This is a genomic window from Nonomuraea sp. NPDC054003, assembly GCF_055585125.1.
In genome coordinates this window covers 42,890-68,574 of sequence record NZ_JBVJKR010000021.1, presented here as the reverse complement: position 1 = coordinate 68,574, position 25,685 = coordinate 42,890, and the positions used below count along the sequence as shown (strand labels likewise).

28 protein-coding genes are annotated in these 25,685 nt (G+C 71.4%); 18 read left to right on the top strand and 10 right to left on the bottom strand.

The genetic code is table 11. From position 1 onward, the window contains the following. Positions 1 to 116 precede the first annotated feature (116 nt). Positions 117 to 575, bottom strand: coding sequence for a hypothetical protein (locus ACZ6YG_RS39645; RefSeq protein WP_148036332.1), 459 nt, complete (start codon positions 573 to 575; stop codon positions 117 to 119). 132 nt (positions 576 to 707) lie between these two features. Here ACZ6YG_RS39645 and ACZ6YG_RS39640 point away from each other — a divergent pair, with 132 nt between their 5' ends. Then, the gene (locus ACZ6YG_RS39640) at positions 708 to 1,589 is read left to right on the top strand and encodes a proline dehydrogenase family protein (protein ID WP_148036333.1); all 882 of its coding nucleotides are present in this window, start codon (positions 708 to 710) and stop codon (positions 1,587 to 1,589) included. Positions 1,590 to 1,640: 51 nt separating this feature from the next. Further along, positions 1,641 to 2,435 (top strand): pyrroline-5-carboxylate reductase, encoded by a 795-nt coding sequence (gene proC, locus ACZ6YG_RS39635; protein WP_148036334.1) that lies wholly within the window; start codon positions 1,641 to 1,643, stop codon positions 2,433 to 2,435. Positions 2,436 to 2,442: 7 nt separating this feature from the next. On the opposite strand, the gene ACZ6YG_RS39630 is transcribed toward proC, so the two are convergent. The 4 genes from ACZ6YG_RS39630 to ACZ6YG_RS39615 all read right to left on the bottom strand — a co-directional run bounded on the left by ACZ6YG_RS39630 (position 2,443) and on the right by ACZ6YG_RS39615 (position 5,954). Then, complete coding sequence (locus tag ACZ6YG_RS39630; RefSeq protein WP_466020801.1) at positions 2,443 to 3,183, bottom strand: hypothetical protein; 741 nt, start codon at positions 3,181 to 3,183, stop codon at positions 2,443 to 2,445. Continuing rightward, positions 3,180 to 4,070, bottom strand: a complete 891-nt coding sequence (locus ACZ6YG_RS39625; protein WP_148036336.1) for an ABC transporter ATP-binding protein — start codon at positions 4,068 to 4,070, stop codon at positions 3,180 to 3,182. The genes ACZ6YG_RS39630 and ACZ6YG_RS39625 overlap by 4 nt, the downstream gene beginning before the upstream one ends. 79 nt (positions 4,071 to 4,149) lie before the next feature. Beyond that, positions 4,150 to 4,815 (bottom strand): response regulator, encoded by a 666-nt coding sequence (locus tag ACZ6YG_RS39620; protein ID WP_271274773.1) that lies wholly within the window; start codon positions 4,813 to 4,815, stop codon positions 4,150 to 4,152. Further along, positions 4,812 to 5,954, bottom strand: a complete 1,143-nt coding sequence (locus ACZ6YG_RS39615; RefSeq protein WP_466020800.1) for a sensor histidine kinase — start codon at positions 5,952 to 5,954, stop codon at positions 4,812 to 4,814. The genes ACZ6YG_RS39620 and ACZ6YG_RS39615 overlap by 4 nt, the downstream gene beginning before the upstream one ends. 107 nt (positions 5,955 to 6,061) lie before the next feature. Between ACZ6YG_RS39615 and ACZ6YG_RS39610 the strand changes: the two genes are divergently transcribed. From ACZ6YG_RS39610 to ACZ6YG_RS39575, 8 genes are all read left to right on the top strand, one after another. After that, positions 6,062 to 7,225, top strand: a complete 1,164-nt coding sequence (locus ACZ6YG_RS39610) for an acetoin utilization protein AcuC (protein WP_466020799.1) — start codon at positions 6,062 to 6,064, stop codon at positions 7,223 to 7,225. Positions 7,226 to 7,234: 9 nt separating this feature from the next. Beyond that, positions 7,235 to 8,017 (top strand): phosphatase, encoded by a 783-nt coding sequence (locus tag ACZ6YG_RS39605; RefSeq protein WP_466020798.1) that lies wholly within the window; start codon positions 7,235 to 7,237, stop codon positions 8,015 to 8,017. Between the two features lie 312 nt (positions 8,018 to 8,329). Beyond that, positions 8,330 to 8,533 carry a helix-turn-helix domain-containing protein gene (locus tag ACZ6YG_RS39600; protein ID WP_026214222.1) on the top strand — a complete coding sequence of 68 codons (204 nt, stop codon included), beginning with the start codon at positions 8,330 to 8,332 and terminating at the stop codon, positions 8,531 to 8,533. Between the two features lie 177 nt (positions 8,534 to 8,710). After that, the gene (locus ACZ6YG_RS39595) at positions 8,711 to 8,809 is read left to right on the top strand and encodes a 30S ribosomal protein bS22 (protein WP_018654693.1); all 99 of its coding nucleotides are present in this window, start codon (positions 8,711 to 8,713) and stop codon (positions 8,807 to 8,809) included. 22 nt (positions 8,810 to 8,831) lie between these two features. Next, entirely contained in the window at positions 8,832 to 9,827 is a 996-nt protein-coding gene (locus ACZ6YG_RS39590; RefSeq protein WP_466020797.1) for an NAD-dependent epimerase/dehydratase family protein, read from the top strand. Then, positions 9,824 to 10,738 carry a lysophospholipid acyltransferase family protein gene (locus ACZ6YG_RS39585; protein ID WP_466020796.1) on the top strand — a complete coding sequence of 305 codons (915 nt, stop codon included), beginning with the start codon at positions 9,824 to 9,826 and terminating at the stop codon, positions 10,736 to 10,738. The genes ACZ6YG_RS39590 and ACZ6YG_RS39585 overlap by 4 nt, the downstream gene beginning before the upstream one ends. Positions 10,739 to 10,815: 77 nt before the next feature. Further along, positions 10,816 to 11,400 (top strand): RNA polymerase sigma factor, encoded by a 585-nt coding sequence (locus ACZ6YG_RS39580; protein WP_148036343.1) that lies wholly within the window; start codon positions 10,816 to 10,818, stop codon positions 11,398 to 11,400. Positions 11,401 to 11,402: 2 nt separating this feature from the next. After that, the gene (locus ACZ6YG_RS39575) at positions 11,403 to 12,410 is read left to right on the top strand and encodes an LCP family protein (RefSeq protein ID WP_466020795.1); all 1,008 of its coding nucleotides are present in this window, start codon (positions 11,403 to 11,405) and stop codon (positions 12,408 to 12,410) included. On the opposite strand, the gene ACZ6YG_RS39570 is transcribed toward ACZ6YG_RS39575, so the two are convergent. The 3 genes from ACZ6YG_RS39570 to ACZ6YG_RS39560 form a co-directional block, all read right to left on the bottom strand. After that, positions 12,407 to 13,279 (bottom strand): HAD family hydrolase, encoded by an 873-nt coding sequence (locus tag ACZ6YG_RS39570; RefSeq protein WP_148036345.1) that lies wholly within the window; start codon positions 13,277 to 13,279, stop codon positions 12,407 to 12,409. The genes ACZ6YG_RS39575 and ACZ6YG_RS39570 overlap by 4 nt on opposite strands. 10 nt (positions 13,280 to 13,289) lie before the next feature. Then, positions 13,290 to 13,979, bottom strand: a complete 690-nt coding sequence (locus ACZ6YG_RS39565) for a DUF5667 domain-containing protein (RefSeq protein WP_271274778.1) — start codon at positions 13,977 to 13,979, stop codon at positions 13,290 to 13,292. A gap of 66 nt (positions 13,980 to 14,045) precedes the next feature. Beyond that, positions 14,046 to 14,699: a sigma-70 family RNA polymerase sigma factor gene (locus ACZ6YG_RS39560; protein WP_148036347.1), complete on the bottom strand. Its 654-nt coding sequence runs from the start codon at positions 14,697 to 14,699 to the stop codon at positions 14,046 to 14,048. A gap of 177 nt (positions 14,700 to 14,876) precedes the next feature. Here ACZ6YG_RS39560 and ACZ6YG_RS39555 point away from each other — a divergent pair, with 177 nt between their 5' ends. Next, positions 14,877 to 16,388, top strand: a complete 1,512-nt coding sequence (locus ACZ6YG_RS39555; protein ID WP_466020794.1) for a putative quinol monooxygenase — start codon at positions 14,877 to 14,879, stop codon at positions 16,386 to 16,388. An 11-nt stretch (positions 16,389 to 16,399) separates the two neighbouring features. On the opposite strand, the gene ACZ6YG_RS39550 is transcribed toward ACZ6YG_RS39555, so the two are convergent. Next, the gene (locus ACZ6YG_RS39550; RefSeq protein ID WP_271274780.1) at positions 16,400 to 16,636 is read right to left on the bottom strand and encodes a glutaredoxin family protein; all 237 of its coding nucleotides are present in this window, start codon (positions 16,634 to 16,636) and stop codon (positions 16,400 to 16,402) included. A gap of 128 nt (positions 16,637 to 16,764) precedes the next feature. Here ACZ6YG_RS39550 and ACZ6YG_RS39545 point away from each other — a divergent pair, with 128 nt between their 5' ends. The 7 genes from ACZ6YG_RS39545 (at position 16,765) to hemL (ending at position 24,186) form a co-directional block, all read left to right on the top strand. After that, positions 16,765 to 17,442, top strand: a complete 678-nt coding sequence (locus ACZ6YG_RS39545; protein ID WP_148036350.1) for a redox-sensing transcriptional repressor Rex — start codon at positions 16,765 to 16,767, stop codon at positions 17,440 to 17,442. Next, positions 17,439 to 18,695 (top strand): glutamyl-tRNA reductase, encoded by a 1,257-nt coding sequence (locus ACZ6YG_RS39540; protein WP_466020793.1) that lies wholly within the window; start codon positions 17,439 to 17,441, stop codon positions 18,693 to 18,695. The genes ACZ6YG_RS39545 and ACZ6YG_RS39540 overlap by 4 nt, the downstream gene beginning before the upstream one ends. Further along, a complete protein-coding gene (gene hemC / locus ACZ6YG_RS39535; RefSeq protein ID WP_466020792.1) occupies positions 18,692 to 19,606 on the top strand; it encodes a hydroxymethylbilane synthase in 915 nt (304 codons plus the stop codon). The genes ACZ6YG_RS39540 and hemC overlap by 4 nt, the downstream gene beginning before the upstream one ends. Continuing rightward, on the top strand, positions 19,603 to 21,147 hold the full coding sequence (locus ACZ6YG_RS39530; RefSeq protein WP_466020791.1) for a bifunctional uroporphyrinogen-III C-methyltransferase/uroporphyrinogen-III synthase: 1,545 nt from the start codon (positions 19,603 to 19,605) through the stop codon (positions 21,145 to 21,147). Before hemC ends, ACZ6YG_RS39530 begins: the two co-directional genes overlap by 4 nt. Then, a complete protein-coding gene (gene hemB / locus ACZ6YG_RS39525; protein WP_148036354.1) occupies positions 21,144 to 22,127 on the top strand; it encodes a porphobilinogen synthase in 984 nt (327 codons plus the stop codon). Before ACZ6YG_RS39530 ends, hemB begins: the two co-directional genes overlap by 4 nt. Before the next feature lie 129 nt (positions 22,128 to 22,256). Beyond that, positions 22,257 to 22,886 (top strand): bifunctional DNA primase/polymerase, encoded by a 630-nt coding sequence (locus ACZ6YG_RS39520; protein ID WP_466020790.1) that lies wholly within the window; start codon positions 22,257 to 22,259, stop codon positions 22,884 to 22,886. Positions 22,887 to 22,896: 10 nt separating this feature from the next. Further along, on the top strand, positions 22,897 to 24,186 hold the full coding sequence (gene hemL / locus ACZ6YG_RS39515) for a glutamate-1-semialdehyde 2,1-aminomutase (protein ID WP_397196652.1): 1,290 nt from the start codon (positions 22,897 to 22,899) through the stop codon (positions 24,184 to 24,186). A gap of 76 nt (positions 24,187 to 24,262) precedes the next feature. On the opposite strand, the gene ACZ6YG_RS39510 is transcribed toward hemL, so the two are convergent. Next, the gene (locus ACZ6YG_RS39510; RefSeq protein WP_466020789.1) at positions 24,263 to 25,630 is read right to left on the bottom strand and encodes an ATP-binding protein; all 1,368 of its coding nucleotides are present in this window, start codon (positions 25,628 to 25,630) and stop codon (positions 24,263 to 24,265) included. Positions 25,631 to 25,685: the final 55 nt, after the last annotated feature.

Sequence of the window (25,685 nt, the reverse complement as noted above, 5' to 3'; positions counted from 1 at the left end):
GCTCAACCTACGAATGGAGGCGTGCTTTGTCAAACGCCTTGAGCGTACTCGACTCAACCCCTGACAAGGGCGTTCTGTTCCCCTGAGATCTCCCCTAGGGGTTCCCGCTTACCCCGTCATACGCCGCTCACGATCTTCCGCTTGCCCAGCGGGGACTTGAGCTTGACGGTCGTGCTCTTCTCGATGGCGATCATGATGCAGGAGACGTTCTTCGCCTTCGGCGACGTGCCCTCGTACAGGGTGACCGTCACCCGCTTCTTCGTCTCCTTGACCTTCACCCGGTGGAGCACCGTGCACGGCTCCACCCCTGACCACCACGTGAGCCGCACCTGGCGCCCCTTCGACACCGGCGTCGCCTCGGTGAAGCGCACCTTGCGCGGGTTGAGCGCGTCGCCCGTCGGCTTGACCGGCTTGGGCGTGGCCGGCGGGGTGGTCGTGACCACGTCGGCCACGGGTGTGCTGGACACCGGCGTGTCAGGCCCGGGGGACGCGGCCTGCTCGGCGGGCCGCTCGGCGCCGCACCCGGCGGCGAGGACCAGACATCCGGCGATGAGAGTCGCTGTCGCTGTGCGCATAACCCCTACGACGGATGTGACAGGCCTCCGGTTCAGCCGGTTGACCTCGTTGTGAAGGTCTCTTGGGAAATCAGGCCGTACGGCGACACCGGAGTGGGCGGCAGGCGCAGGCGCGGTGAGTAGTGTTGAGCCGTGCTGCGTCAGGCTCTACTCGCCGTCTCCCGGAGCGCGCGCGCCGAGCGCGTCATCTCCACCTCGCCGCTGACCCGCGACGTGGTCAGGCGCTACGTCGCCGACGACATCGCCCGCACGGTCGCCGAGCTGACCCGCAGGGGCCTGCTCGTCACCGTCGACCATCTGGGCGAGGACGTCCACGACAGGGCGCAGGCGGAGGGCGCCGTCCGGGCCTATCTGGAGCTGCTGCGGGTGCTGCCCGAAGGCGCCGACGTGTCGGTCAAGCTCACCGCGCTCGGGCTGCGGCTGTCGGAGCAGCTCGCGCTCGACAACGCCGCCACCATCTGCGAGTCCGCCGCGCTGCGGGGCATCACGCTGACCCTCGACGCCGAGGAGCACGACACCATCCCCGGCCTCCACTCCATCCACACCACCCTGCGCAAGGAGCACCCCGGCGTGGGCGTGGTGGTGCAGGCCTACCTGCGCGACTCGGCCGAGCGCTGCGTCAAGCTGGACGGGGCCAGGGTGCGGCTGTGCAAGGGGGCCTACACCGCGCCGGGCGCCTACACCTCGGCGGCCGACATCGACCGCTCGTACGCGCGCTGCCTCAGGGTGCTGATGGGCGGCACCGGCTATCCGATGGTCGCCACCCACGATCCGCGGCTGATCGGCATCGCCGCCACCCTGGCCGTGCTGGAGGGGCGCGACCACCACGGGTTCGAGTATCAGATGCTGTACGGGGTGCGCCCGGACGAGCAGGAGAGGCTGGCCGCGCAGGGCGCCCGGATGCGGGTCTACGTCCCGTACGGCGCCGACTGGTATGCCTACCTCATGCGCAGGCTCGCCGAACGCCCCGCCAACCTGGCGTTCTTCGCCCGGTCGCTGCTGTCGCGGGGCTGACCGGAGACGCCGGTAGGCTGCGACCGGCGTCTAATGCGTGAGGGGCATCTGATGATCGCGATTCTCGGCACCGGCAAGATGGGCGAGGCCCTGCTGTCCGGGATGCTGCGGGCCGGGTTCAAGCCGGGCGACGTGCTGGCCACGGTGCGCCGGCCGGAGCGGGCGCGGGCGCTGGCCGAGACCTACGGGGTGCGCGCCGTCTCCAACGCCGAGGCCGCCAAGTCGGCCGGCACGCTCATCCTGGCGGTCAAGCCGCAGGACATGGGCTCGCTGCTCGACGAGATCGCCCCCCACCTGCCCGCCGACCGCCTGGTGATCAGCGCCGCGGCCGGCATCACCACGGCCTTCGTGGAGCAGCGGCTGGGGCACGAGACGCCGGTGGTCAGGGTCATGTCCAACACGCCCATCAAGTTCGACGAGGCGATGAGCGTGATCTCCGCGGGCGCGTACGCGGGGGAGGACCATCTGCGGCGCACCGAAGACCTGCTGCGGCCGGTCGGCAAGGTGCTGCGCATCCCCGAGTCGCAGCAGGACGCCGCCACGGCGCTGTCGGGCAGCGGGCCGGCCTACTTCTTCTACCTGGTGGAGGCCATGGTCGACGCCGGGATCCTGCTGGGCATGCCCCGGGCGGCGGCGCTCGACATGGTCACCCAGTCGATCGTGGGCGCGGCCGTCATGCTCCGCGACTCGGGCGAGCACCCGGTGATCCTGCGCGAGGCGGTCACCTCCCCGGGCGGCACCACGATCGCGGCCATCGCCGAGCTGGAGCGCCACAGCGTGCGCGCGGCCTTCCTGGCGGCCATCGAAGCGGCCCGCGACCGGGGCCGCGAGCTCGCGTCGGGCTGACCCGAGGTCAGGCGTCGCGCCGCCGCATCAGCACGGCGCCCGCCAGCATGGCCGCGGCGACCCAGACGAGGTAGACCGCGAACCCGCTCCACGGGCCCAGGGAGCCGGTGCTCTGGCCGGACACGATCAGCGCGCCGGCGTTCGTGGTGAAGTGTTCGGACACGGTCCTGCCCCACTCGCCGGGGAGCTGGGTGGTCAGCGGGGGCAGCACCAGTATCAGCGCGATGGCCGACACGATCGCGCCCGGCGTGTGCCGGATCAGCGTGCCCAGCCCCAGCCCGAACAGCCCGCACGCGGTCAGGTAGAGGGAGGACCCGAGCGCCGACCGCGCCACCTCGCCCGCTTCGACGGAGGCCGGCTGGAAGATCGCCAAGCCGACGCCGATCGCGCCGGCCGACGCGAGCAGGCAGACGACCAGCGAGACCGCCGTGAACACCACGATCTTGCCGGTCAGCAGGCTCATCCGCCGGGGCACGGCCATCAGCGAGGTGCGGATGGCCCCGGTGCGGTATTCGCCGGAGATCACCAGAACGCCCAGGGTGGCCATGGCCAGCGCGGCGAGCGACGCGCCCTGCAAACTGACGATCAGCGCCTGCTCGCCCGGGACCGGCCCGTCGGCCGTGCTCCTGACCGAGGCGCTGAGAAGGGCGGAGACGCCCAGCATCAGCACGACGGTGGTGGCGAGGGTCCACAGCGTGGACCGCACCGATCGGATCTTGGTCCACTCGGACCGGAGGACATCGGTCATGACGTGTACTCCAAGCTGTCTTTGGTGAGCTCCATGTAGGCGGCTTCGAGCGAGGGCTTGACGAACGTCAGCTCCTCCAGCGGCAGCCCCGCCCTGGCGGTCATCGTGCCGATCTCCAGCGGCGACACCCCGGTCACCCGCAGGTGGTCGGTGTGGAGCTCGCCCACCTTGACCAGCTCGGCCACCTCGGCCAGCCGGGGCGAGCGCACCAGCACGTAGCCCTGCGAGCTGCGCCCGATGAACTCCGGCACGCTCGTGTCGGCGATCAGCCGGCCCTTGCCGATGACGATCAGATGGTCGGCGGTCTGCGACATCTCGCTCATCAGATGGCTGGAGACGAAGACCGTGCGGCCCTCGGCGGCGAGCCCGCGCATCAACGTGCGGATCCACAGGATGCCGTCGGGGTCGAGCCCGTTGACCGGCTCGTCGAAGAGCAGGATCTCCGGGTCGCCGAGCAGGGCCGCGGCGATGCCGAGCCGCTGCGACATGCCCAGCGAGAAGCCGCCGACGCGGCGTCCGGCGACGTTGCCCAGCCCGACGAGCTCCAGCACCTCCTCGACCCGGGCGGCCGGGATGCCGTTGCTCTGCGCGATGGCCAGCAGGTGGTTGCGGGCGCTGCGCCCGCCGTGGACGGCCTTGGCGTCGAGCAGCGCGCCCACCTTGCGCAGCGGGTGGCGCAGCTCCTGGTAGGGCTTGCCGTCGACCAGCACGGACCCGCCCGACGGGTGGTCGAGGCCGAGGACCATGCGCATCGTCGTCGACTTGCCCGCGCCGTTGGGCCCCAGGAACCCGGTCACCCGGCCGGGCTCCACGTCGAACGACAGGTCGGTCACCGCCATGGTCTTGCCGTAGCGCTTGCTCAGGTTGGTTGCCCGAATCGCGGTCATGGACCCAGCATGATCGCCCTGAAGATCGTTATCGTCGGCCCGAGGTACGGTTCCGGCCCGGCCCCATAGGACCGTGGTCCTACTCTCCCGGGCTGACCAGCGCGGCCTCGTACGCCACGATCACCGCCTGGGCGCGGTCGCGCACCTCGATCTTGGCGAACAGGCTCGTCACGTGGTTCTTGATCGTGGACGGGGAGACGCCCAGCCCGGCGGCGATCTCCGCGTTGGACAGGCCGCGCGCGATCAGCGTCAGGATCTCCCGCTCGCGGTCGGTGAGCGCGTCCAGCCTGCCGGCCCCGCGCGACGCGGAGCGCCGGGGCTCGGGAGCCCGCACGAACGTGCCGATCAGCCGGGTGAGCAGCCGGGGCGCGAGTGCCGCCTCCCCGCTGTGCACCACCCGCACGCCCTCGACCAGCTCCTCCGGCGAGACGTCCTTGGGCAGGAACCCGCAGGCGCCCGCGCGCAGCGCCGCGACCACGTTCTCGTCCAGGTCGAAGGTGCTCAGCGCGAGCACCCGCACGCCGGGCTGCCCGCCGATGATCAGCTCCGTGGCGCGCACCCCGTCCAGGCCGGGCATGTGCAGGTCCATCACCACCACGTCGGGCCGCAGCTCGGCGCTGAGCCGCACGGCCTCCGCGCCGTCGCCCGCCTCGCCCACCACGGTCAGGTCCGGCTGCGCGTCCAGCATCAGCCGGAAGCCCTTGCGGACCAGCGCGTGGTCGTCCACCAGCAACACAGAGATCACGTCTTCTCCAGGGGGATGCGCGCGTGCACGCGGAAACCGCCTTCCTCACGGGGGCCGGTCGACAACCGCCCGCCGCACAGCGCCACGCGCTCGGCCATGCCGCCGAGCCCGAACCCGGCCGGGGCGGCCGGCTGCTTGGACGCGCCGTCGTCGAGCACCTCGACCTCGATCGCCGCGCTCTCGTACGACAGGCGCACGGTCGCTCGGGCGCCCACCGAGTGCTTGCGCGTGTTGGTGAGCGCCTCCTGCACGATCCGGTAGACCGCGTGGTCGACCGCGGTGGGCAGCGCCACCGGCTCGCCCCGCACGGTCAGGCGGGCGGGCAGCCCCGCGGTCCCCGCCTCCTCGACCAGCGCGGGCAGCCGGTCGGTGCCCACCCCGGTCGCCGCGTCGGCGCCGCCGCCGCCGTCGGCCCGCAGCACGTCGAGGAGCTGGCGCATCTCGGCCAGCGCCTGGCGGGCCGTCTGCTCGGCGCCCTGGAGGGCGTCACGGGCGACCTCCTGCTCCGGCGGGAGCGTGGCCCTGGCGCCGCCCACCAGCGCGTTGATCACGCTCAGGTGGTGGGCCACCACGTCGTGCAGCTCACGGGCGATGCGCCGCCGCTCGGCCCGCACCGCCGAGTCGGCCGCCTCCCGCTGCGCCCGCTCGCGCAGCTCCGCGCGGATCCGGACGAACTGGCCCAGCCCTACCGGAATCCCGACAGTGAACAGGCCCGCCAGCAGGATCCCCAGAGGGTCGGCCGCCGGGGACGGCCTGGCCACGAGGATCAGCGCGGCCGCGTACAGGAGGGCGCCGGCGCCGCCGGCGATCGCGGCCCTGCGCCCGTCCAGGTAACGGCCCAGGCTGTAGAGGCCGATCAGCAGGATCGGGCTGCCGGAGGCGACCCCGAGGAAGGTGGCGGTGATGTCCAGCCCGAGCAGCAGGGCGGCGGTCAGGACCGGCCGATCGCGCCGCATCAGCAGGACCGGGACGGTGATCAGGTAGAGCGTGGCGAAGATCAGGCCCTCGCCCCGGGTCAGCCAGATGGCGAGGGCGGCGACGACCCCCGGCACGGCGAGCACGACCACGAGCGTGACGTCGAAGACCCGTGGGCATCGTAAGAACAACCACGCGTCCCGGGCCCGCTGCCGAACGCCCATGATCCGATGTTACGGAATTTTCTCCGCCATTGCCGGGGGAGGTGTCTGGACGCCTGCCGTTGACGCTGCGGTAACGTCACCTCAAGGCGAGGGAAACGGGAGCATGCATGAGCCAGCCGGCGCGGGTCATCTGGGACGACGCCCTCATCTCCTACGACTTCGGCCCCGACCATCCGCTGGCGCCCGTCCGGGTCGAGCTGACGATGGCGCTGGCCAGGGAGCTCGGCGTGCTCGACAAGGTCGAGGTCGCGCCGTGCGCGCCCGCCACCGACGACGAGCTGGCGATGGTGCACGACCCCGGCTACATCGAGGCCGTCAAGCGCGTCTCGGCCACCGGCCGGCCCGACCTGTCGGCGGGGCTCGGCACCTCCGACAACCCCGCCTTCGCGGGCGTCCACGAGGCGTCCGCGCTGATCGCCGGCGCCTCGCTCGCCGCCGCCCGCGCGGTCTGGGAGGGTACGGCCGGGCACGCGGTCAACGTGGCAGGCGGGCTGCACCACGCGATGGCCGCCACGGCCAGCGGGTTCTGCGTCTACAACGACCCCGCCCTGGCCATCGCCTGGCTGCTGCGGCAGGGCGCGGGCCGTGTCGCCTACGTGGACGTCGACGTCCACCACGGCGACGGCGTGCAGGCGCTGTTCTACGACGACCCGCGGGTGCTGACGATCAGCCTGCACGAGAGCCCGCGCACGCTCTTCCCCGGCACCGGGTTCCCCGGCGAGACCGGCGCCGACGGCACCGCCGTCAACGTGGCGCTCCCGGCGGGCTGCGGCGACACCGGCTGGCTGCGCGCCTTCGACTCGGTGGTGCCGCCGCTGCTGCGCGAGTTCCGGCCCGACATCCTGGTCACCCAGCACGGCTGCGACAGCCACGCGCTCGACCCGCTCGCCCATCTGATGCTGAGCGTCGACGGCCAGCGCACCGCCTACGCCTACCTCCACCGGCTGGCGCACGAGACGGCGGGCGGCCGCTGGATCGCGACCGGCGGCGGGGGCTACGAGCTGGTGCAGGTGGTGCCCCGGGTGTGGACCCATCTGATCGCCGAGGTCGCCGGCCACCCGATCGACCCGGCCACGCCGACCAGCGAGGCCTGGCGGCGTCTCGTACGCGAGCGCACGGGCGAGCTGCCGCCGCTGACCATGACCGACGGACGGACCCCGGAATTCCAGGATCTATCCGGTGGTTATGATCCAGCGGACCCCATCGACCGTGCGATCATGGCGACCAGAAACGCGGTGTTCCCGCTGCACGGCCTCGATCCGATGCCCTAAGGAAGACCAGTGCTGAGCCGCGATCGACTCCGCGAGCATCTCGTCCAGACCCGCATCGCCGGGGAGGTCGCGACCTCCCGCGAGAACAACCTGGACCACTACAGCTCGCTCGCCAACCGCGACCCCTACTACATGCTGGGGCTGACGTTCGAGCAGCCGTGGCGCTTCCGCGACGTGCTCGCGCTCATGGCCAAGGCCGCGGGCGTGGTCGCCGACCCGGGCCACCGCTGGGGCCAGGACACGATCGACCCCGACCTCACCGTCGACGCGCTCGACGCCATGGCCGACCGGATCGCCGCCGCGCTGTCGCGGCCCGGCTCGCGGCTGCTGTTCGCCACCGGCCACCCCACCGGGCTGCTGGCCATCCACCTGCCGCTGGCGCGGCTGGCGCTGGAGCGCGGGGCGACGCTGCTGTGCCCGGCCGAGGGCTGGACCTACGCGGGGTCCGGGTTCGGCCGCCCGCGCCGCCTCCGCTATCTCGGCGACGTGGCCATGCTCGACGACAAGGGCGCGTTCGTGCACACCCACGACGCGGCCCCGATGGAGCACATGCTGGCCGAGCTGGGAGACGAGCGGCCCGATCTGGTTATCGCCGACCACGGGTGGGCAGGGGCAGCGGGAGAGGCGGGAGTGCCCACTGTGGCATTCGCCGACAGCAACGACCCCGGCCTCTTCGTGGGAGAGGCCGAGGGCAAGATCGAAGTGGTGGTGCCTTTGGACGACAACGTGCTACCCCGCTACTACGCACCGCTCACGGAGCGCCTCGTCACACGAGTCACAGCTGCCCTATGAGTTGAAATCGGTCATCCTCATACCGTCGTTTCGCCCCTGCATTCCCAGGGACTCACTGTCACTTTGCCAACTTTTGATGAGGCGTGGGCGACTCTTATAGGTGACCGTTTGGACAGGTCCAACGGGTGTGCGGGCGGCTGAAGAGGGCGGCTGGCCAGCATTTTCGCGGATTCGCCTGACAGGCGGATCCATCGGCTGAGAAACTAGGGGGTTTGCGCACTCGGAGTCCCGACTTACGCTGACAGCAGTACACGTGCGTGAGCAATGGCACCAGTGGGGATAACCCGGAAACACGTGCGGAAGAGGCGTCCGATGGGTGCAGGCGAAAGACCTCTCAGTGAGGTGAAGTTCCTGACAGTGGCTGAAGTGGCCACAGTCATGCGAGTGTCGAAGATGACTGTCTACCGACTGGTGCACTCGGGAGAGTTGCCGGCCATCCGTGTCGGCCGCTCGTTCCGGGTGCCGGAGCAGGCGGTGCACGACTATCTTCGCGAGGCCTACATCGAGGCCGGATGAGTCACGAGTAGCGGTGTGCCGCGGCACGCCGTGAATGCAGTCGCGGGAGAGACCCGGCCGCGGCGCGCGGCCGGGCTTTCACCCCCAAGGGGCGATCTACCATGGATCGCCGGTAGTCTGTGAGCCTGCGTGCGCTCGCACGCTGTTTTCGACGTGCTACCAAGACCTGGGGGTCCCGTGGGCTCTGTGATCAAGAAGCGCCGCAAGCGGATGGCCAAGAAGAAGCACCGCAAGCTGCTCAAGAAGACGCGCATCCAGCGGCGTAACAAGAAGTAGACGACGCAGCTGCGAGGCGCAGATGACCCACACCGTGCTCGTCACCGGGGTCTCGCGCCACATCGGCGCCCGGGTGGCGAGCGTTCTGGCCGCCGATCCTGACATCAGCCGTGTCATCGGAGTGGACACCGTGCCGCCCCCCTCGCTCACCCGAGACGGCGGCATCCCCCTCGGCCGGACCGAGTTCGTCCGGGTGGATCTGCGCAGCCCCGACATCGCCGGGGTGTTCGCGGCCGCCGACGTCGACACCGTCGTGCACATGAGCCTGGTGAGCGCTCCGTCCAGGAGCACCGGCCGGGCAGCCATGAAAGAGCACAACGTCATCGGCACCATGCAGCTGCTCGGCGCCTGCCAGCGGTCGGCGACCGTGCGGCGCGTGGTGGTCCGCTCCACCACGGCCGTCTACGGCTCCTCGCCCCGTGACCCCGCGGTGTTCACCGAGGACCTGGAGCCGCCCGACAGCCCGAGCCACGGCTACGCCAAGGACGCCGTGGAGGTCGAGGGCTACGTGCGGGGTTTCGCGCGCCGGCGTCCCGACGTCAGCGTTTCGCTGCTGCGTTTCGTCAACTTCATGGGGCCGGGCGTCGACTCGCCGCTGACCCGATATTTCACCCAGCCGGTGCTGCCGACGGTGCTCGGCTTCGACCCGCGGCTGCAGTTCGTCCACGAGGATGACGCGGTCGAGGTGCTGCGCCGGACGGCGACCGAAGACCACCCCGGCACGTTCAACGTGGCCGGGGCCGGCGTGCTGCTGCTGTCGCAGTGCGTGCGCCGGGCCGGGCGGCCGGCCCTGGCGATGCCGTCGCCCGCGTTCCAGCTGCTGGGCAACGTCGCGCGCAGTGCCGGGCTGGTCGAGTACTCGCCCGAGCAGCTCCGCCTCATGCGCCACGGCCGCGCGGTCGACACCGGCGCGCTGGAGTCGGAGCTGGGCTGGCGGCCCAAGTTCACCACCGCGGCGGCGTTCGACGACTTCCTGAGCTCGCGGGGGCTGCACGCCGTCGGAGGTGCCCGCTGGTGAGCGTTCCCCACGAGGCGGAGGACGCCACGGTCGTCCCGATCAGCGCCGCCCCGTCCTATCCCCGCGACGCCGGCGACGACGGCCCGCTCGCCGGGCTGCTGGAGTTCCTGCGGCGGCGGCTGACCGGCGACTACGAGGTGGACGAGTTCGGCTACGACGCCGAGCTGACCGACAAGGTGCTGCTGGAGCTGCTGCGGCCGATCTACCACCACTGGTTCAGGGTCGAGGCGCTGGAGGTGGCGAACGTCCCCGTGGAGGGCGGCGCGCTGGTCGTGGCCAACCACGCCGGCACCCTCCCGGTCGACGCGCTGATGATGCAGGTGGCCCTGCACGACGAGGCGGGCAGGGCGCTGCGGCTGCTCGGCGCCGACCTGGTCTACCAGCTGCCGCTGCTCAGCCACCTGTCGCGCAAGACGGGCCACACGCTCGCCTGCCCCGAGGACGCCGACCGGCTGCTGCGCAAGGGCGAGCTGGTCGGGGTGTTCCCCGAGGGCTTCAAGGGCGTCGGCAAGCCGTTCTCCGAGCGCTACAAGCTGCAGCGGTTCGGCCGCGGCGGCTTCGTCGCCTCCGCCATCAGGGCCGGGGTGCCGATCGTGCCGACGGCGATCGTGGGCTCGGAGGAGATCTACCCGAAGATCGGCGAGGTGCCGTTCCTGCCGCGGCTGCTCGGGCTGCCCTACGTGCCGATCACCCCGTTCTTCCCGCTGCTGGGCCCGCTCGGGCTGGTGCCGCTGCCGTCGAAGTGGCTGATCGAGTTCGGCGAGCCGATCCGTACGGACGAGTACGATCCCGGCGCGGCCGACGACCCGATGCTGGTGTTCAACCTCACCGACCGCGTCCGCGAGGTCATCCAGCAGATGCTCGACCAGCTCAGGCTGCGCCGCGGCCACGCCTTCCCGCCCTTCCTCTAGCGACGGCCGCCCGGCGTGAACCCGGACGGCGGGTTGTGGCAAGACATCTCCGACCGATCCCCCACAGAAGGGCGGAGATGATCACTCAACCCGCCACCCGGGATGCGGACGCCGAGCTCATCAGCGCCTCGCTGACCGAACCCGAGGCCTTCGCCGAGCTGTTCGACCGCTACTCCGGCATGCTCTACAGGTACGTCTCGCGCCGCCTGGGCCCCGGCGGTCCCGCCGAGGACCTCGTCGGCGAGACGTTCCTGGTGGCCTTCTCCCGCCGAGGAAGCTACGACCTCGCCCACGCGGACGCCAGGCCGTGGCTGTTCGGCATCCTCACCAAGCTCGTCTCCCGGCACCACCGCACCGAGGCCGCCCGCTACCGGGCCCTGCGGCGCGCCCCCGTCGAACCGGACGTGGAGTCGCCGGCCGACCGGGTGGCCGCCGGGGTGACCGCGCAGGCCGCCGGTCCCGGGCTCGCCAGCGCCCTGGCCGCGCTGCCCGCCAAGGACCGCGACGTGCTGCTGCTCATCGCCTGGGGCGATCTCACGTACGAGGAAGCCGCGCGGGCGCTCGGCGTCCCGATCGGCACCGTGCGCTCCCGCCTCAACAGGGGCAGGCGGAAGGTCCGCGCGGCGCTCGGCGACACCAATCCGATGCTGGGAGAGGAGTGACGATGGACGACCTCAAGCTGCTCAGGGACTTCGGCAGGCGGCTGGAGCACGAACCCCCGGCGACGCTGGTGCGCCAGCGGGAGCGGCTGCTGGGCGCGGTGGAGGGCCGGCCGCGCCGCCGGTGGTTCGGCTGGCTGGCCGCCGGGCTGGTCGCCGTCGCCACCGTGGCCACGGTCGCCGCCGTGGCGGTGCCGGCGCTGCTGCTCGGGGACTTGCGGCGGACGGCGCAGCATCCGGTGGGAGCGCGACCCGCCAAGGTGACGGAGGCGCTGAACGTGCTGCTGGTGGGCACCGACAAGGGGTCGGCCCCGCGCATGGCCGACGACAAGGGGCGCACCGACTCGATCATCCTGCTGCACCTGCCCGCCGACAGGAAGCGGACCACGGCGGTCAGCATCCCGCGCGACTCGCTCGTCCAGCTCCCCGCCTGCGGATCGGCGCCCGCCCGCACCGACCTGATCAACTCCGCGTACAACAGGGGAGGGCTGACCTGCACCGTGAAGGCCGTGGAGAGCCTGACGGACGTGCGGATCGACCACATGGCGGAGGTGGACTTCGCCGGGTTCGGGCGGCTCGTCGACGCGCTCGGCGGCATCGAGGTGACGCTGAAGCGGGCCGTCGACGATCCGAAGGCCAAGCTGACGCTCCCGGCGGGCAAGAGCCTGCTGGACGGCGAGCGGGCCGTCGGCTACATGCGGCTGCGCTCCGTCGGCGACGGCTCCGACATCGCCCGGATCAAGCGCCAGCAGACCGTCATCCGGGCCATGGCGAAGAAGGCCGGGCAGGTCCTGGACGAGCCCGCCAAGCTCAAGACGCTGGCGTCCGTGGTGGCCGACTCGGTCACGACCGACACCGAGCTCGACGTCGAACGGATGATCGGGATCGCCATGAGCCTGCACGACAGCACCGTCAAGCTGGTCACGGTGCCGTGGATCCCCCACCCGGAGGACCGGAACAGGATCGCCTGGAAGCAGCCCGAGGCGGAGAAGTTGTTCGCCTCGCTGCGCTAGCGGTCGCGGTAGAGTCTGCGCAGCGCGATGCCGGCGGCGACCCCGCCGGCCACCGCGCCCAGCCCGGCCGCGATGGGCAGCGCGGTCAGCGTCGCCTTCCGGCCGGTGCGGAAGTCCTTGATCGGCCAGTCGTGCTTCTTGGCGTGCTCGCGCAGCTCGCTGTCGGGGTTGATGGCCACCGGGTTGCCGACCAGCGACAGCATCGGCAGGTCGTTGGAGGAGTCGCTGTAGGCGGTGCAGCGCGTCAGGTCGAGGCCCTCGCGGCGGGCCAGCGCGCGCACCGCCTCGGCCTTGGCCGGGCCGTGGAGCAGGTCGCCGACCAGCCGGCCGGTGTAGACGCCCTCGCTGGTCTCGGCGACGGTGCCGAGCGCGCCGGTCAGGCCCAGCCGCTGGGCGATCACGCGGGCCAGCTCGACGGGGGTGGCGGTCACCAGCCACACGCGCTGGCCGCGGTCGAGGTGGCTCTGCGCGAGCGAGCGGGTGCCGGCCCAGATGCGGTCGGCCATGACCTCGTCGTAGATCTCCTCGCCGAGCCGCACCACGTCGTCGACCTTCGCGCCCGCGACGAACGCCAGCGCGGTCTCGCGGGCGACCGCGATGTGCTCGGGGTTCTCGCTGCCGCGCAGCCGGAACGCCGCCTGGCCGATCGCGAACTTGAACAGGTCGCCGGTGTCGAACATGCCGCGGGTGGCCAGGCCCCTGGCGAAGTGGTAGATGGAGGCGCCGCGCATCATGGTGTTGTCGACGTCGAAGAAGGCCGCCGCCTCCAGATCGGGCTCGGCCGGCGGCACGACGACCGCTGCCGCCGCCGCGGCCTCGCCGGCGATCTCGGCCTGGGCACCGTGCCGTCGTCGTATTACCCGCCACATGCGCTTCAGCTTACCCAGATGGGGGCACGAGACCTTCGATGTAGTCGAGGTACCCGACGGCCTGGTCGTGCTCGTCACCGTCGAGTTGCTCGATCATCGGCTCGACCATGTTCTTCTGCTCTTCGGCGAACTCGCTGATCTTGGGGGAGCGGGGTTCGGCCCGTTCCAGCCGGGTGACGCCCGCGCGGGTCGACTGCTCCATCTCCTTGAGCGTCCGGCCCACCAGGGGCCCCTCGCCGGCCTCGCCGAGCAGCTGGGCGACCTCCCTGGCGCGGGTGTTGGCCGACACCAGTTCGCGCTCGGCCCGTACCACGTCGTCGGTGCTGAGACGGACGAGCGTGCTCTCGGCGGCGCGCTTGAGCGGGTACAGCGTGTCGCCGGGCACCGCCCGGTAGGTGGAGATCATCGACACCATCATGGTGACGGCCACCCCGGCGGAGGCGAGCTGCCCGAGCCAGGGGCGCCTGCGCCGGGGCCGCCGGTGCGCGTGCCTGCCGCGCCGCGGCGGCGGGCCGGAGGCGGGCGTGGCGGCACGCAAGACCGCACGGGAGGCGGCACGGGAGGAGGCACGGTCGGCGGAGGCGAGATCGGCGCGCAGGCGCTCGCGGAAGGCCGGGTCGGGACCACCGCCGAGCGGGAGCCCGCTCAGCTCGGTGAGATGGCCGAGCACCCGTTCGCGCGATCTGCGCGCCCTGTTCATGACCGCTCCCTCGACGCCTGGCGGCGTTGCCGTGACACCTGCCTAACGACGGTGCGTGGCAGCGGGTTACGCAAGGTCGTGCTTGAGCGCTCTGGCCAGCGCGCGCACGGCCCGGAACTGCAGCGCTTTGATCGCTCCACTCTTCTTCCCCATGATCAGCGCGGTCTCCGCGAGGGACAGGCCGTGCAGGAAACGCAGCACCACGCACTCCTGCTGTTCCGGATTGAGATCGCGGACCGCGCGCAGCACCCGGTCGTTGATGATGGCGTTCACCACCGCGTTCTCCGGGATGTGGGCCCCGTCGAGCGGGACGTCGAGCACCTCGCCGGTGGAGATCTCCAGCCGGTAGCGGCCGGATTTGTAATGGTCGGTCACCAGGTTCCTGGCGATCGTCACGAGCCAGGCGCCGAAGTCGCGGCCCTGCCAGGTGAAGTCGGTGATCCGGCGGAGCGCGCGCAGGAAGGTCTCGCTGGTCAGGTCCTCGGCGAGCGGGTGGGAGCCGACCCGGAAATAGATGTAGCGGTAGACGAGGTCCACATATCGGTCGTAGAGCGTGCCAAAGGCGTCCGAATCTCCGGTCTTGGCATGCAGCACCAGGGTGCGCAGGTCGTCGTCGGCGGCGGTCGTGTCACGGTTTTCGCGCACGTCAGGCTCGGTCGTCCGGGCGGGCGCGGCGACGGCCGGCGCGAGCAACCCGGAGAACGGCCATGAGTCAGGCATCCGGAATCCCTACGGGTAAGGGTGCGGCGTGCTCGAACACTCTAGAAATCAACCGGAAATTGCACAATCCACTTGCCCATGGCATGACTTCCAGTAAGCGGCAGATACGGTGTGGTCCAACCCGTTCCCTCTTCGGCTACCGGCTCGGAGGCTTTGTCCGGCAGCATGGGAGACACCATGGAGATCCTCGTCGCCGTCATCGCTTTCGCAGGTTCGCTCTTGGCCGCCATCGCCACCGGCGCCCTGGTCAGGCGGCTGCGTGAGGAGCCAGAGGGCTGGTTGATCGCCTGGACCGTCGCGGCCGCGGCGCTGTGCCTGTCACTCGGCGTGATCGGGATCGGACATCTGGTCGGGTTCGGGGCCGCCACGTTCAGGATCTACCAGCTGACCGGGTCGCTGGTGGCGCCGCTCTGGATGGCGGTCGGGCTGGTTCAGCTCCTGGCGGAGAAGACGCCGCCGAGGTTCGTGGCGTGGCTGTTCGGCATCGCCTACACGGTCACGGCCTCGGTGATCCTCATGGTCGACCCGCTCATCTCCGACGAGATGGGCAAGACCCTCCCCACGGGGGGCGACCACTGGGCGATATTCCCCCACTACCTGCTGATCGGCGCGCACGTGCTGACCGCCCTGATCATGGCGGCCGGCGTGGTGATCGCCGCGCTGCGGTGGCGCGACGGCGACGAGTACGACACCGACAACCTGCACGCGTCGCTGGTCGTCGTGCCGTCCGGGCTGGCCCTGGTGGGCGCGATGCGGTTCTCGGTGCCCGGCGTGTTCACGACCGTGCTGCTGATCGTCGCCGCCGCCGCGATCTGGTACACGGTGCTGCGCCCGCTGGCCCCGTACGAGGACGACGACGACTTCGACGACGAGCCGCTGGAGGAGCGGCGGCCGGTGGGGCGGAGGACGGAGCCCGAGCCCGTCACCGCGAGCCCGCAGGGGCACGCCCAGGTCCCGCCGCGGCCGCGCCGGTCCGGGCTGGGCGACCTGGTGGCCGAGTACCGAGCGACCGGGGAGACCGACTACGCGGCCCGGATGACGCCGGGCGACCGCGGCCCGTCCACGGGGGAGACCGGGCGCATGGGCCCGCCCGAGACCGGCTACGCGGCCCGCATGCCGCCGGCCGACGCCGGCCCCTCGACCGGATACGTGATGAACGGCCGCACGGACCACGCGAGGCCGCCCCAGTCCTCGCCGATGGCCGCCGACGGGCCCGCCACCGGCGCCTTCTACCCGGGGGCCGACGTGTTCGCGCCGCGCGTGCCGGTGACCGGCCCGCAGCCCACCCTCCAGCCCCCCGCCCAGCCCCCCGCTCAGCCCGCTGCCCAGCCGGCCGGGCAGGGCTCCTCCGGGAGACTGTCGCCGAACATCTACGGCATGCTCACCGTCTTCACGCTCATGGACGGCGCCGGCGCCGCGTTCGACCGGCTGGCCGAGCAGACCGTCGAGGCGGTGCGCAGGGGCGAGCCCGACACGCTGGTGTACGCCTGCCACGCGGTCAAGTCGGCGCCCCTGCAGCGCATCGTCTACGAGATCTACCGCGACGAGGTGGCCTACCGCGACCACCAGCGCCAGCCGCACGTCGAGCGGTTCGTCAGCGAGCGTCAGGCGATGGTGCTCGCCACCAACGTCATCGAGCTGGACATCAGCGCGGCCAAGGTCGTGCCGCTGCCGACAGTGATGTTCTAGACGGTGATGTTCTAGTCGGCCAGGGCCGCGCGCAGCCGGTCTTCGGAGACACGCCAGAAGTCGTGCTGGACACCGTCGACCAGGGTCACCGGGATCATCTCCCAGTAGCGCTCGCGCAGCTCGTCGGAGGTCTCGATGTTCACCTCGGACCACGGTACGCCCAGCTCGCCGGCGACCCGGGCGATGATCTCCCGGGCGTCCTCGCACAGGTGACAGCCAGGCTTGCCGATGAGGGTGATGCGATGCATGTCACCCACCGTAGCGCCCCTTGCCAGAGCGCTGACTTTGTGCATCGGTTCACAAAGGGATTAACCTGAAAGACGGTTCCATCCCGCCACGCGGCTCACCGCCGCCCGTTCCCCTGGAGCTCCCGCAGGTGAAGAGTCCGTCCCACCCCCGCGATCGCGGCATCCCCGAGGCTACGGTCGCCAGGCTGCCGTTGTACCTGCGGGCGCTGCACTTGATGGCGGAGCGGGGGATCGCGACGGTCAGCTCGGAGGACCTCGCCTCCGCGGCCGGGGTCAACTCGGCCAAGCTCCGCAAGGACCTGTCGCACCTGGGCTCCTACGGCACCCGCGGCGTCGGCTACGACGTGGAGTACCTCGTCTACCAGATCTCCCGTGAGCTGGGCCTGACCCAAGACTGGGCCGTCGCCATCGTCGGCATCGGCAACCTCGGCCGCGCGCTGGCCAACTACGGCGGCTTCGTCTCCAGGGGTTTCCGCGTCGCCGCGATGTTCGACGCCGACCCCGAAGTCGTGGGCGACACCATTGCGGGGTTGAATGTTGAACATATTGATGCGCTAGAAGCCGCGATCAAGCGGCGTGGAGTCTCGATCGTGGTTCTGGCTACACCGGCGGCGGCGGCACAGGAAGTGTGCGATCGTGTGGTTGCGGCTGGCGTCACCAGCATCCTCAACTTCGCTCCGGTGGTCCTCACCGTCCCGGACACCGTCGACGTCCGGAAGGTCGACCTTTCCATCGAGCTGCAGATTCTGGCGTTCCACGAGCAACGCAAGGCTGGGGGGCCACTCATGGCAGTGGACACGCAATGAGCGTTCTGGCGATCGGCCTGAGCCACCGGACCGCCCCGGTGGCCATGCTGGAACGCGTGTCCGTGACCGGCGACGCGCTGACCAAGCTGCTGCACGACGTGCAGGAAGACCTGTGCGTGGCGGAGACCTTCGTGGTTTCGACCTGCAACAGGGTCGAGGTCTACACCGCCGTCGACCGCTTCCACGCGGCCGTCTCCGCCGTCACCGGGCTGCTCAGCCGCCACTCCGGCGTGCCCGTCGACGAGCTGACCCCGCACCTTTACGTGCACTACGAGGAGCAGGCCGTCGAGCACCTGTTCTCCGTCGTGTGCGGCCTCGACTCGATGGTGGTCGGCGAGGGCCAGATCCTCGGCCAGGTGCGCCAGGCGCTCAAGCTCGCCCAGAAGCACGGCACCGTCGGCGCCACCCTGAACGAACTGGCCCAGCACGCGCTGCGGGTCGGCAAGCGGGCCCAGACCGAGACCGGCATCGACAAGGCCGGCGCCTCCCTGGTGAGCGCCGGCCTGGCGCTGGCCGGCGAGCTGGCCGGACGGCGCGCGCTGGTGGTCGGCGCGGGCTCGATGAGCTCCCTGGCCGCCGTGACGCTCGCGCGCGCAGGGGTGACCGACATCGTCATCGCCAACCGTACATACGAGCGCGGCGCCCGGCTGGCCGCGTCCGTCGGCGGCCGGGCGGTGGCGTTCGAGGCGGTCGGCCGCGAGCTGGCCGACGCCGACCTCGTCATCACCTGCACCGGCGCCGGCCGCCACGTGATCACCGCCGACATGGTGACGCGCGGCGCGTTCCTGCTCGACCTGGCGCTGCCCCACGACATCGACCCGGCCGTGCGCGCCGTCCCCGGCGTCACCCTGGTCGACCTGGAGACCATCCACGAGTCCGGCATCGGCTACCGTGAGGGCGACGCGGTGCGTTCCGCGCGCTGGCTCCTCGCCGAGGAGCTGACCGCCTACCTCGACGCCGCCCGTGCCTCCCGCGTCACCCCGACGGTGGTGGCGCTGCGCAGCAAGGCCGCGGGGGTGGTCGAGTCCGAGCTGGGCAGGCTGATGATGAGGGTGCCCGGCCTGGACGAGAAGACCAGGGACGAGGTGACCCTGACCGTGCAGAGGGTCGTCGACAAGCTCCTGCACGAGCCCACTGTGCGTGTCAAGCGGCTCGCCACCTCTCCTGGAGGCGATCATTATGCGGAAGCGCTGCGCGAGCTGTTCGACCTGGATCCGAAGATGCCCGAAGCCGTAAGGGAGGTAGAGCTGTGACCCCGCAGCCCTTGAAGCTGGGCACCCGTCGCAGCCTGATGGCCACGACGCAGTCGCGGATGGTCGCCGACGCTTACACAGAACACACCGGACGCGCCATCGAGCTCGTCGGCGTCACGACGTTCGGCGACGTGAGCAAGGCCCACCTGGCCCAGCTCGGCGGCACCGGCGTGTTCGTCAGCGCGCTGCGCGACAAGCTGCTCGAAGGCGAGATCGACTTCGCCGTCCACTCCCTGAAGGACCTGCCGACCAAGCCCGACCCGCGTATCGAGCTGGCCGCGCTCCCCACCCGCCACGACCACCGCGACGCGCTCGTCGGCCCGGCCAAGTTCGCCGACCTGCCTCCGGGCGCCCGCGTCGGCACGGGCTCGCCGCGCCGCGTCGCCATGCTCCGCGCGCTCCGTCCCGACCTGGAGTACGTGCCGATCCGCGGCAACGCCGAGACCCGCATCGGCAAGATCGCCGCCGGCGAGCTGGACGCGGTCGTGCTCGCCTCGGCCGGTCTCACCAGGATCGGGCGGACCGCCGAGATCGCCGAGATCTTCGAGGTCGACCGGGTGCTGCCCGCCCCGGGCCAGGGCTCGCTGGCCGTGGAGTGCCTCGCCGACCGGGCCAACATGGTCGAGTTCCTCGGTCAGCTCGACGACCCGCGGACCCGCTCCGCGGTGGCCGCCGAGCGGGCCATCCTGGCCGCGCTCGAAGCGGGCTGCTCTGCCCCTGTGGGTGCTTTCGGGCTCGATGACGGGCAGACTCTCAACCTGACCGCCGCGGTCGTCGCTGTCGACGGCCGTCAGGCGGTGCGCAAGTCCACCGCCGGCTCTCCTTCGGAGGCGGAAGATCTGGGTCGCCGGCTCGCGGCCGAGATGCTTCGCGAAGGGGCCGACAGATTGATGGGGGAGCATTCCCATTGAGCTCCGATAGTCCTACCTCCGGTTTCGTCGCGTTCGTTGGCGCCGGGCCCGGTGATCCCAACCTCCTCACGCTGCGTGGCGCCGAGCTGCTCGGCAAGGCCGACGTCGTCGTGCCGGGTGTGGAGGCCCACCGGTCCCTGCTCCGTCACAGCCGGCCCGAGGTGGAGGTGACCGAGGGCGACTACCTCGGCCACGCCGCCGCCGGCCGGCTCGTCGTGCGCCTGTGCGAGGGCGACCCGATGCTGTTCTCCTCGGTCTCCGAGGAGGTCGCGGCCTGCGCCGCGGCTGAGGTGGACTTCGAGATCGTGCCCGGCGTGCCGTCCGCGACCGCCGTGCTCGCCTACGCGGGCATCCCCTCCGCGATGTCGACGCCGGAGTTCCGCGTCGTCGACGCCGCCCGGGAGCAGGACTGGGCCTCCCACGCCGCCTGCCCCGGCACGCTCGTCATCTACAACGGCCTGCCCGAGGCCGTGGCCATCGGCAAGGCGCTGATCGGCGGGGGCAAGCCCGACACCACTCCGGTGGCCGTCACCGCTTCAGGCACCACCACCGAGCAGCACACCGTGGTGTCCACCCTCGGCAGGCTGCAGGCCGACCTCAAGCACGCCGCGCTGGCCGAGCGCGCCCTGATCACGGTGGGCGAGGCCGTCCGCATGCGCGACACGCTGTCGTGGTTCGAGACCAAGCCGCTGTTCGGCTGGCGGGTGCTGGTCCCGCGCACGAGGGAGCAGTCCCAGGCCCTGTCCGAGCAGCTCGTCTCGTACGGCGCGGTGCCGGAGGAGGTGCCGACCATCTCGGTCGAGCCGCCGCGCACCCCGCAGCAGATGGACCGCGCCATCAAGGGCCTGGTCACCGGCCGCTACGAGTGGGTGGCCTTCACCAGCGCCAACGCCGTCAAGGCGGTGCGGGAGAAGTTCGAGGAGTACGGGCTCGACGCGCGTGCCTTCGCCGGGCTCAAGGTCGCCGCGGTCGGCGACGCCACCGCGCGGGCGCTGATCGAGTTCGGCGTCCGGCCCGACCTGCTGCCCTCCGGCGAGCAGTCGTCGGAAGGGCTCGTGGACGAGTGGCCGCCGTACGACTCGATGCTCGACCCGATCAACCGGGTGCTGCTGCCCAGGGCCGACATCTCGACCGACACGCTCGTCGCCGGGCTCACCGAGCTCGGCTGGGAGTGCGACGACGTCACCGCCTACCGCACCGTGCGGGCCGCGCCGCCGCCCGCCCCGATCCGCGAGGCGATCAAGGGCGGCGGCTTCGACGCCGTGCTGTTCACCTCGTCCTCGACCGTACGCAACCTCGTCGGCATCGCCGGCAAGCCGCACAACGTCACGATCATCGCCGTGATCGGGCCGCAGACGGCCAAGACGGCCGAGGAGTTCGGGCTGCGCGTGGACGTCATGGCGAGCAAGCCCTCCGCCTCGGCCCTGGCGACAGCGCTGGCGGAGTTCGGCGCCAAGCAGCGGTCGGCGGCGCTCTCCGCCGGCGACACCCCGCGCAAGCCGTCCCAGAACCGCAGGGGCGCCAGAAGGAGGGCCAAGTGAGCGCCGAGTTCCCCGTCGCCCGCCCGCGCAGGCTGCGCCGCACCCCGGCGCTGCGCAGGATGGTGGCCGGCACCCGCCTGCACCCCGCCGACCTGATCCTGCCCCTGTTCGTCAAGGAGGGCATCGCGGAGCCCCACCCGGTCGGCTCCATGCCCGGCGTCTACCAGCACAGCCGCGACTCGCTGCGGAAGGCCGCGCTCGACGCGGCAGAGGCCGGCGTCGGCGGGCTGATCCTGTTCGGCGTGCCCGCCGTCAAGGACGCCCGCGGCTCGGCCGCCGACGACCCCGACGGCATCCTGCAGGTGGCGCTGCGCGACGTGAGCGCCGAGGTCGGCGACGCCATCGTGGTGATGGCCGACACCTGCCTCGACGAGTTCACCGACAACGGCCACTGCGGCATCCTCACCGAGAGCGGCGAGGTCGACAACGACGCCACCCTGGAGCGCTACGCGTCCATCGCGGTCGCGCAGGTCAGGGCCGGCTCCCAGATGGTGGCGCCGAGCGGCATGATGGACGGCCAGGTCGGGGTCATCAGGGCGGCGCTCGACGCCGACGGGTTCACCGGCGTCCCGATCCTCGCCTACACGGCCAAGTACGCCTCGGCCTTCTACGGGCCGTTCAGGGACGCCGCCGAGTGCGCGCCCCAGTTCGGCGACCGGGCCAGTCACCAGCAGGACCCGGCGGGCCCGCTGGAGGAGGCGCTCCGCGAGGCCAGGCTCGACCTGGCCGAAGGGGCCGACGCCGTCATGGTCAAGCCCGCGCTCGCCTACCTCGACGTCATCCGCCGCTTCCGTGACGAGGTGGACGTGCCCGTCGCCGCCTACCAGGTGAGCGGCGAGTACGCGATGATCGAGGCCGCCGCCGCCAACGGCTGGGTCGACCGCGACCGCATGATCATGGAGTCGCTGGTGTCGATCAAGCGCGCCGGGGCCGACCTGATCCTCACTTACTGGGCGACCGAGGTGGCACGCCGCCTCTAACCATGGGGTTCGGGTCATGTCCTGAGACGTGTGCGTTAGAGTGCCATAAGACGTGCTGGTGTGTCCCGCGTGTGCGCCAGGCCAGGAGACGGGACTGCCTCAGGCACGGTGACTTCGACGGGAGACACCATGGTGGGGGTACCTCTGGCTCGCCGTACCAGAAGGAAACCGCGGCATTCGCGGCTCGACGCCGTCCTCGGCTACGCCGCTCTGGGATGGCCGGCCGTGCCGGGCGCTCACCCGCTGCGCAACGGCCCCCGCGCCTGCTCGTGTGACCGCGTCGGCTGTCCCGACCCGGGCGCCCACCCGCTGTCGCCCGCCTGGAACTTGCAGGCCACGACCGACACGGCGCAGCTCACCCGCTGGTGGCGCAACGACCCCGAGGCCAACGTCATCCTGCCCACCGGCCGCGTGTTCGACGTGTTCGACGTGCCGCTCTCCACCGGCCTGTCGGCCCTCGCCAGGATCGACGCCGCCGGAGCTCCCTCAGGCCCGGTCGCCGCCAACGGCGACCGGGTCCTGTTCTATGTGGCCACCCGCGGCAACCCCGACGACGAGGACGAGTGGTGGTCCTGTCAGCTCGACTGCGACCCGGCCACCATCGAGGACACGCCTGGCCTGCGCTGGCACTGCCGCGACAGCTACGTCCTCGCCCCGCCGTCCACCCTCACCACCGGACAGCCCGTCTCCTGGCTGCGCACCCCCGACGGCCGCCCGCTCCCCGACCCGCTCCGCGTGCTGGAGTGGCTCGCCGACTAACCTGTTTCGCGTGAGCCGTACAAAGAACTCCGACGATCTGTTCGCCCGCGCCAGCGCCGTCGTGCCGGGCGGGGTGAACTCTCCGGTCCGCGCGTTCGGCGCGGTCGGCGGCACGCCGCGCTTCATGGTCTCCGGCCAGGGGCCCTACATCACCGACGCCGACGGCAACCGCTACGTCGACCTGGTGTGCTCGTGGGGTCCGATGATCCTGGGTCACCGGCACCCCGCGGTCGTGGAGGCGGTGGCCGAGGCGGCCTCGCGCGGCTTCTCGTACGGGACCGCGACCCCGGGAGAGGTCGAGCTGGCCGAGGAGATCGTGGCCCGGGTGGCGCCCGTGGAGAAGGTGCGGCTGGTCAGCTCCGGCACCGAGGCGACGATGAGCGCGGTGCGGCTGGCCCGCGGGTTCACCGGCCGGTCCAAGGTCGTCAAGTTCGCCGGCTGCTACCACGGGCACGTCGACGCGCTGCTGGCGTCGGCCGGGTCGGGGGTGGCCACGTTCGGGCTGCCCGACACGCCTGGCGTGACCGGCGCCTCGGCGGCCGACACGATCGTGCTGCCCTACAACGCGATCGACCTGGTCGAGCAGGCCTTCGAGGCGGCGGAGATCGCCTGCGTCATCACCGAGGCGTGCCCGGCCAACATGGGCATCGTGCCGCCGCTCGACGGCTTCAACAGCCGCCTGCGCGAGCTGTGCACCCGCCACGGGGCGCTGCTCATCGTGGACGAGGTCCTGACGGGCTTCCGCGTCTCGCGCTCCGGATGGTACGGGCTGGACCCGGTCGACGCCGACCTGATGACGTTCGGCAAGGTCATGGGCGGAGGGCTCCCGGCGGCGGCGTTCGGCGGGCGCGCCGACGTCATGGCGCATCTGGCTCCCGAGGGTCCCGTCTACCAGGCGGGCACCCTGTCGGGCAACCCGCTGGCCTGCGCCGCCGGGCTGGCCACACTGCGCGCGCTCGACGACGCCGCCTACGCCGAGGTCGGCGCCGCCGCCCGCGCCGTCGCCGAGGCCGCCACCTCGGCGCTGACGGCCGCCGGCGTGCCGCACCGGCTGCAGACGGCGGGCAACCTGTTCTCCATCTTCTTCACCGACCGCCAGGTCACGGACTTCGCCGACGCCCAGACCCAGAGCACCGCGGCCTACAAGGCGTTCTTCCACTCGATGCTGGACCAGGGCGTCTACCTGCCGCCGTCGGCGTACGAGGCGTGGTTCCTGTCCGCCTCCCACGACGACGACGCGCTGAGCCTGGTGGCCGACGCCCTCCCGGCCGCCGCCAAGGCCGCCGCCGCGGCCCTCTGACCCGCACGTGACAGAGGCCCTCCCGGCCAAGGTCCTCGCCCCCCAGGCGCTCCGCGCCACCGAGCTCGGGCTCCTCTCAGCGGGGAGCCCAGCTCCCCTTGGCAAGGGGCCTCCCGGCCCCCTGCACCCCCGAGTGTGAGGCGGGTCTAACCGGAACACGTGAGGCAGGCAACGGCGGGGTGAGACTCGTTGGTGCCGCATGCTCCCAGAGCGCCGACAGCGGGGTGAAGAAGATCCGGTCGCCCGACGGCAGGTTCGTGTCGCCGAGGTGGAGCACGTACCCGGCGCGGAAGCGGTCGCCCAGGTTGTCTCGCAGCCAGCGCAGATACCGGGCGTCGTCCGGCTTCGGCGTGGCCGAAGCCTTGACCTCGATGCCGATGACCGTGCCGTCCCGGCGTTCCAGGATGAAGTCGACCTCGCGTTTGTCCCGATCTCGGTAGTGGCGCAGGGCGACGTGCCGCTGGGCGAACGTCGTCAGTTTGAGCAACTCGGCGAAGACGAACGTTTCGAGTAGCCCGCCGAGTGCCGGGTGGCCTGGGGCCAGCAGGGCGTCGGCGTCCACATCCAGTAGATGGGAAGCCAGACCGCTGTCGGTCACATAGGTCTTCGGAGCGTGCGTCACCCGGGAGGAGAAGTTGTTCGACCAGGCCGGGGCGGAGGCGACGAGGAAGACCGTCTCCAGGTAGGCGAGATAGGAGCGGACGGTCGCCGCGTCGAGCCCGAGACTGTTGGCGAGCTGGGCCAGGACGAGCTGCCCGCCCGCGCGGGCGGCGACCAGCGCGATCAGATCGGGGATCGCGCCGGCCTTGCCGACGTGCGCGAACTCCCGGATGTCGCGGGAGATCACGGTGTCGAGGTAGCCGTGGAACCAATTACTCAGGGCGAGGGGGGAGCTGAGGCGGAGGACCTCGGGATAGCTGCCCTGGCAGATCAGCCGGAGGTAGTCCTCCCGCGTCCAGGCTGACCGCCGCTCGGTTACCGACGTTGGATCGGCGAACACCTGGTCGCAGAAGCCGCCGGTGCCGCCGGTGCGTTCGGCCATGGCGAATGGCCACAGATCGACGAAGACCACCCGTCCCGCGAGAGACTCCGACAGGGTGGGCACACTGAGGAATCGGGTGGATCCGGAGAGGACGAACTGGCCGGGGCGCCAGTCCTCGTCCACGACCTGCTTGATGGCCAGAACCAAGGGGTCGCCGGCGCGCTGGATCTCGTCGATGATGACGGGCTGCGGCTGCTGGCGGGCGAAGGTCCGGGGATCATCGCGGGCGATCGCGAGCTGTGACGGGTCGTCGAGAGTGGCGAAAGTGGCGTCACCGAAGCGCCTGCACGACTGCAGGAGCGTCGTCTTGCCGCACTGGCGTGGGCCGTTGACGACGACGATCCGCAGCTCGTTGAGCAGCTCCTTAAGCCGGCTTGCAGCGAGCCGGGGCACGAGATCCATCTAGTCTCCGAAGTGGGAATTCACGGTCTGCGAGCGCTATTCTCCCAGATCTGCC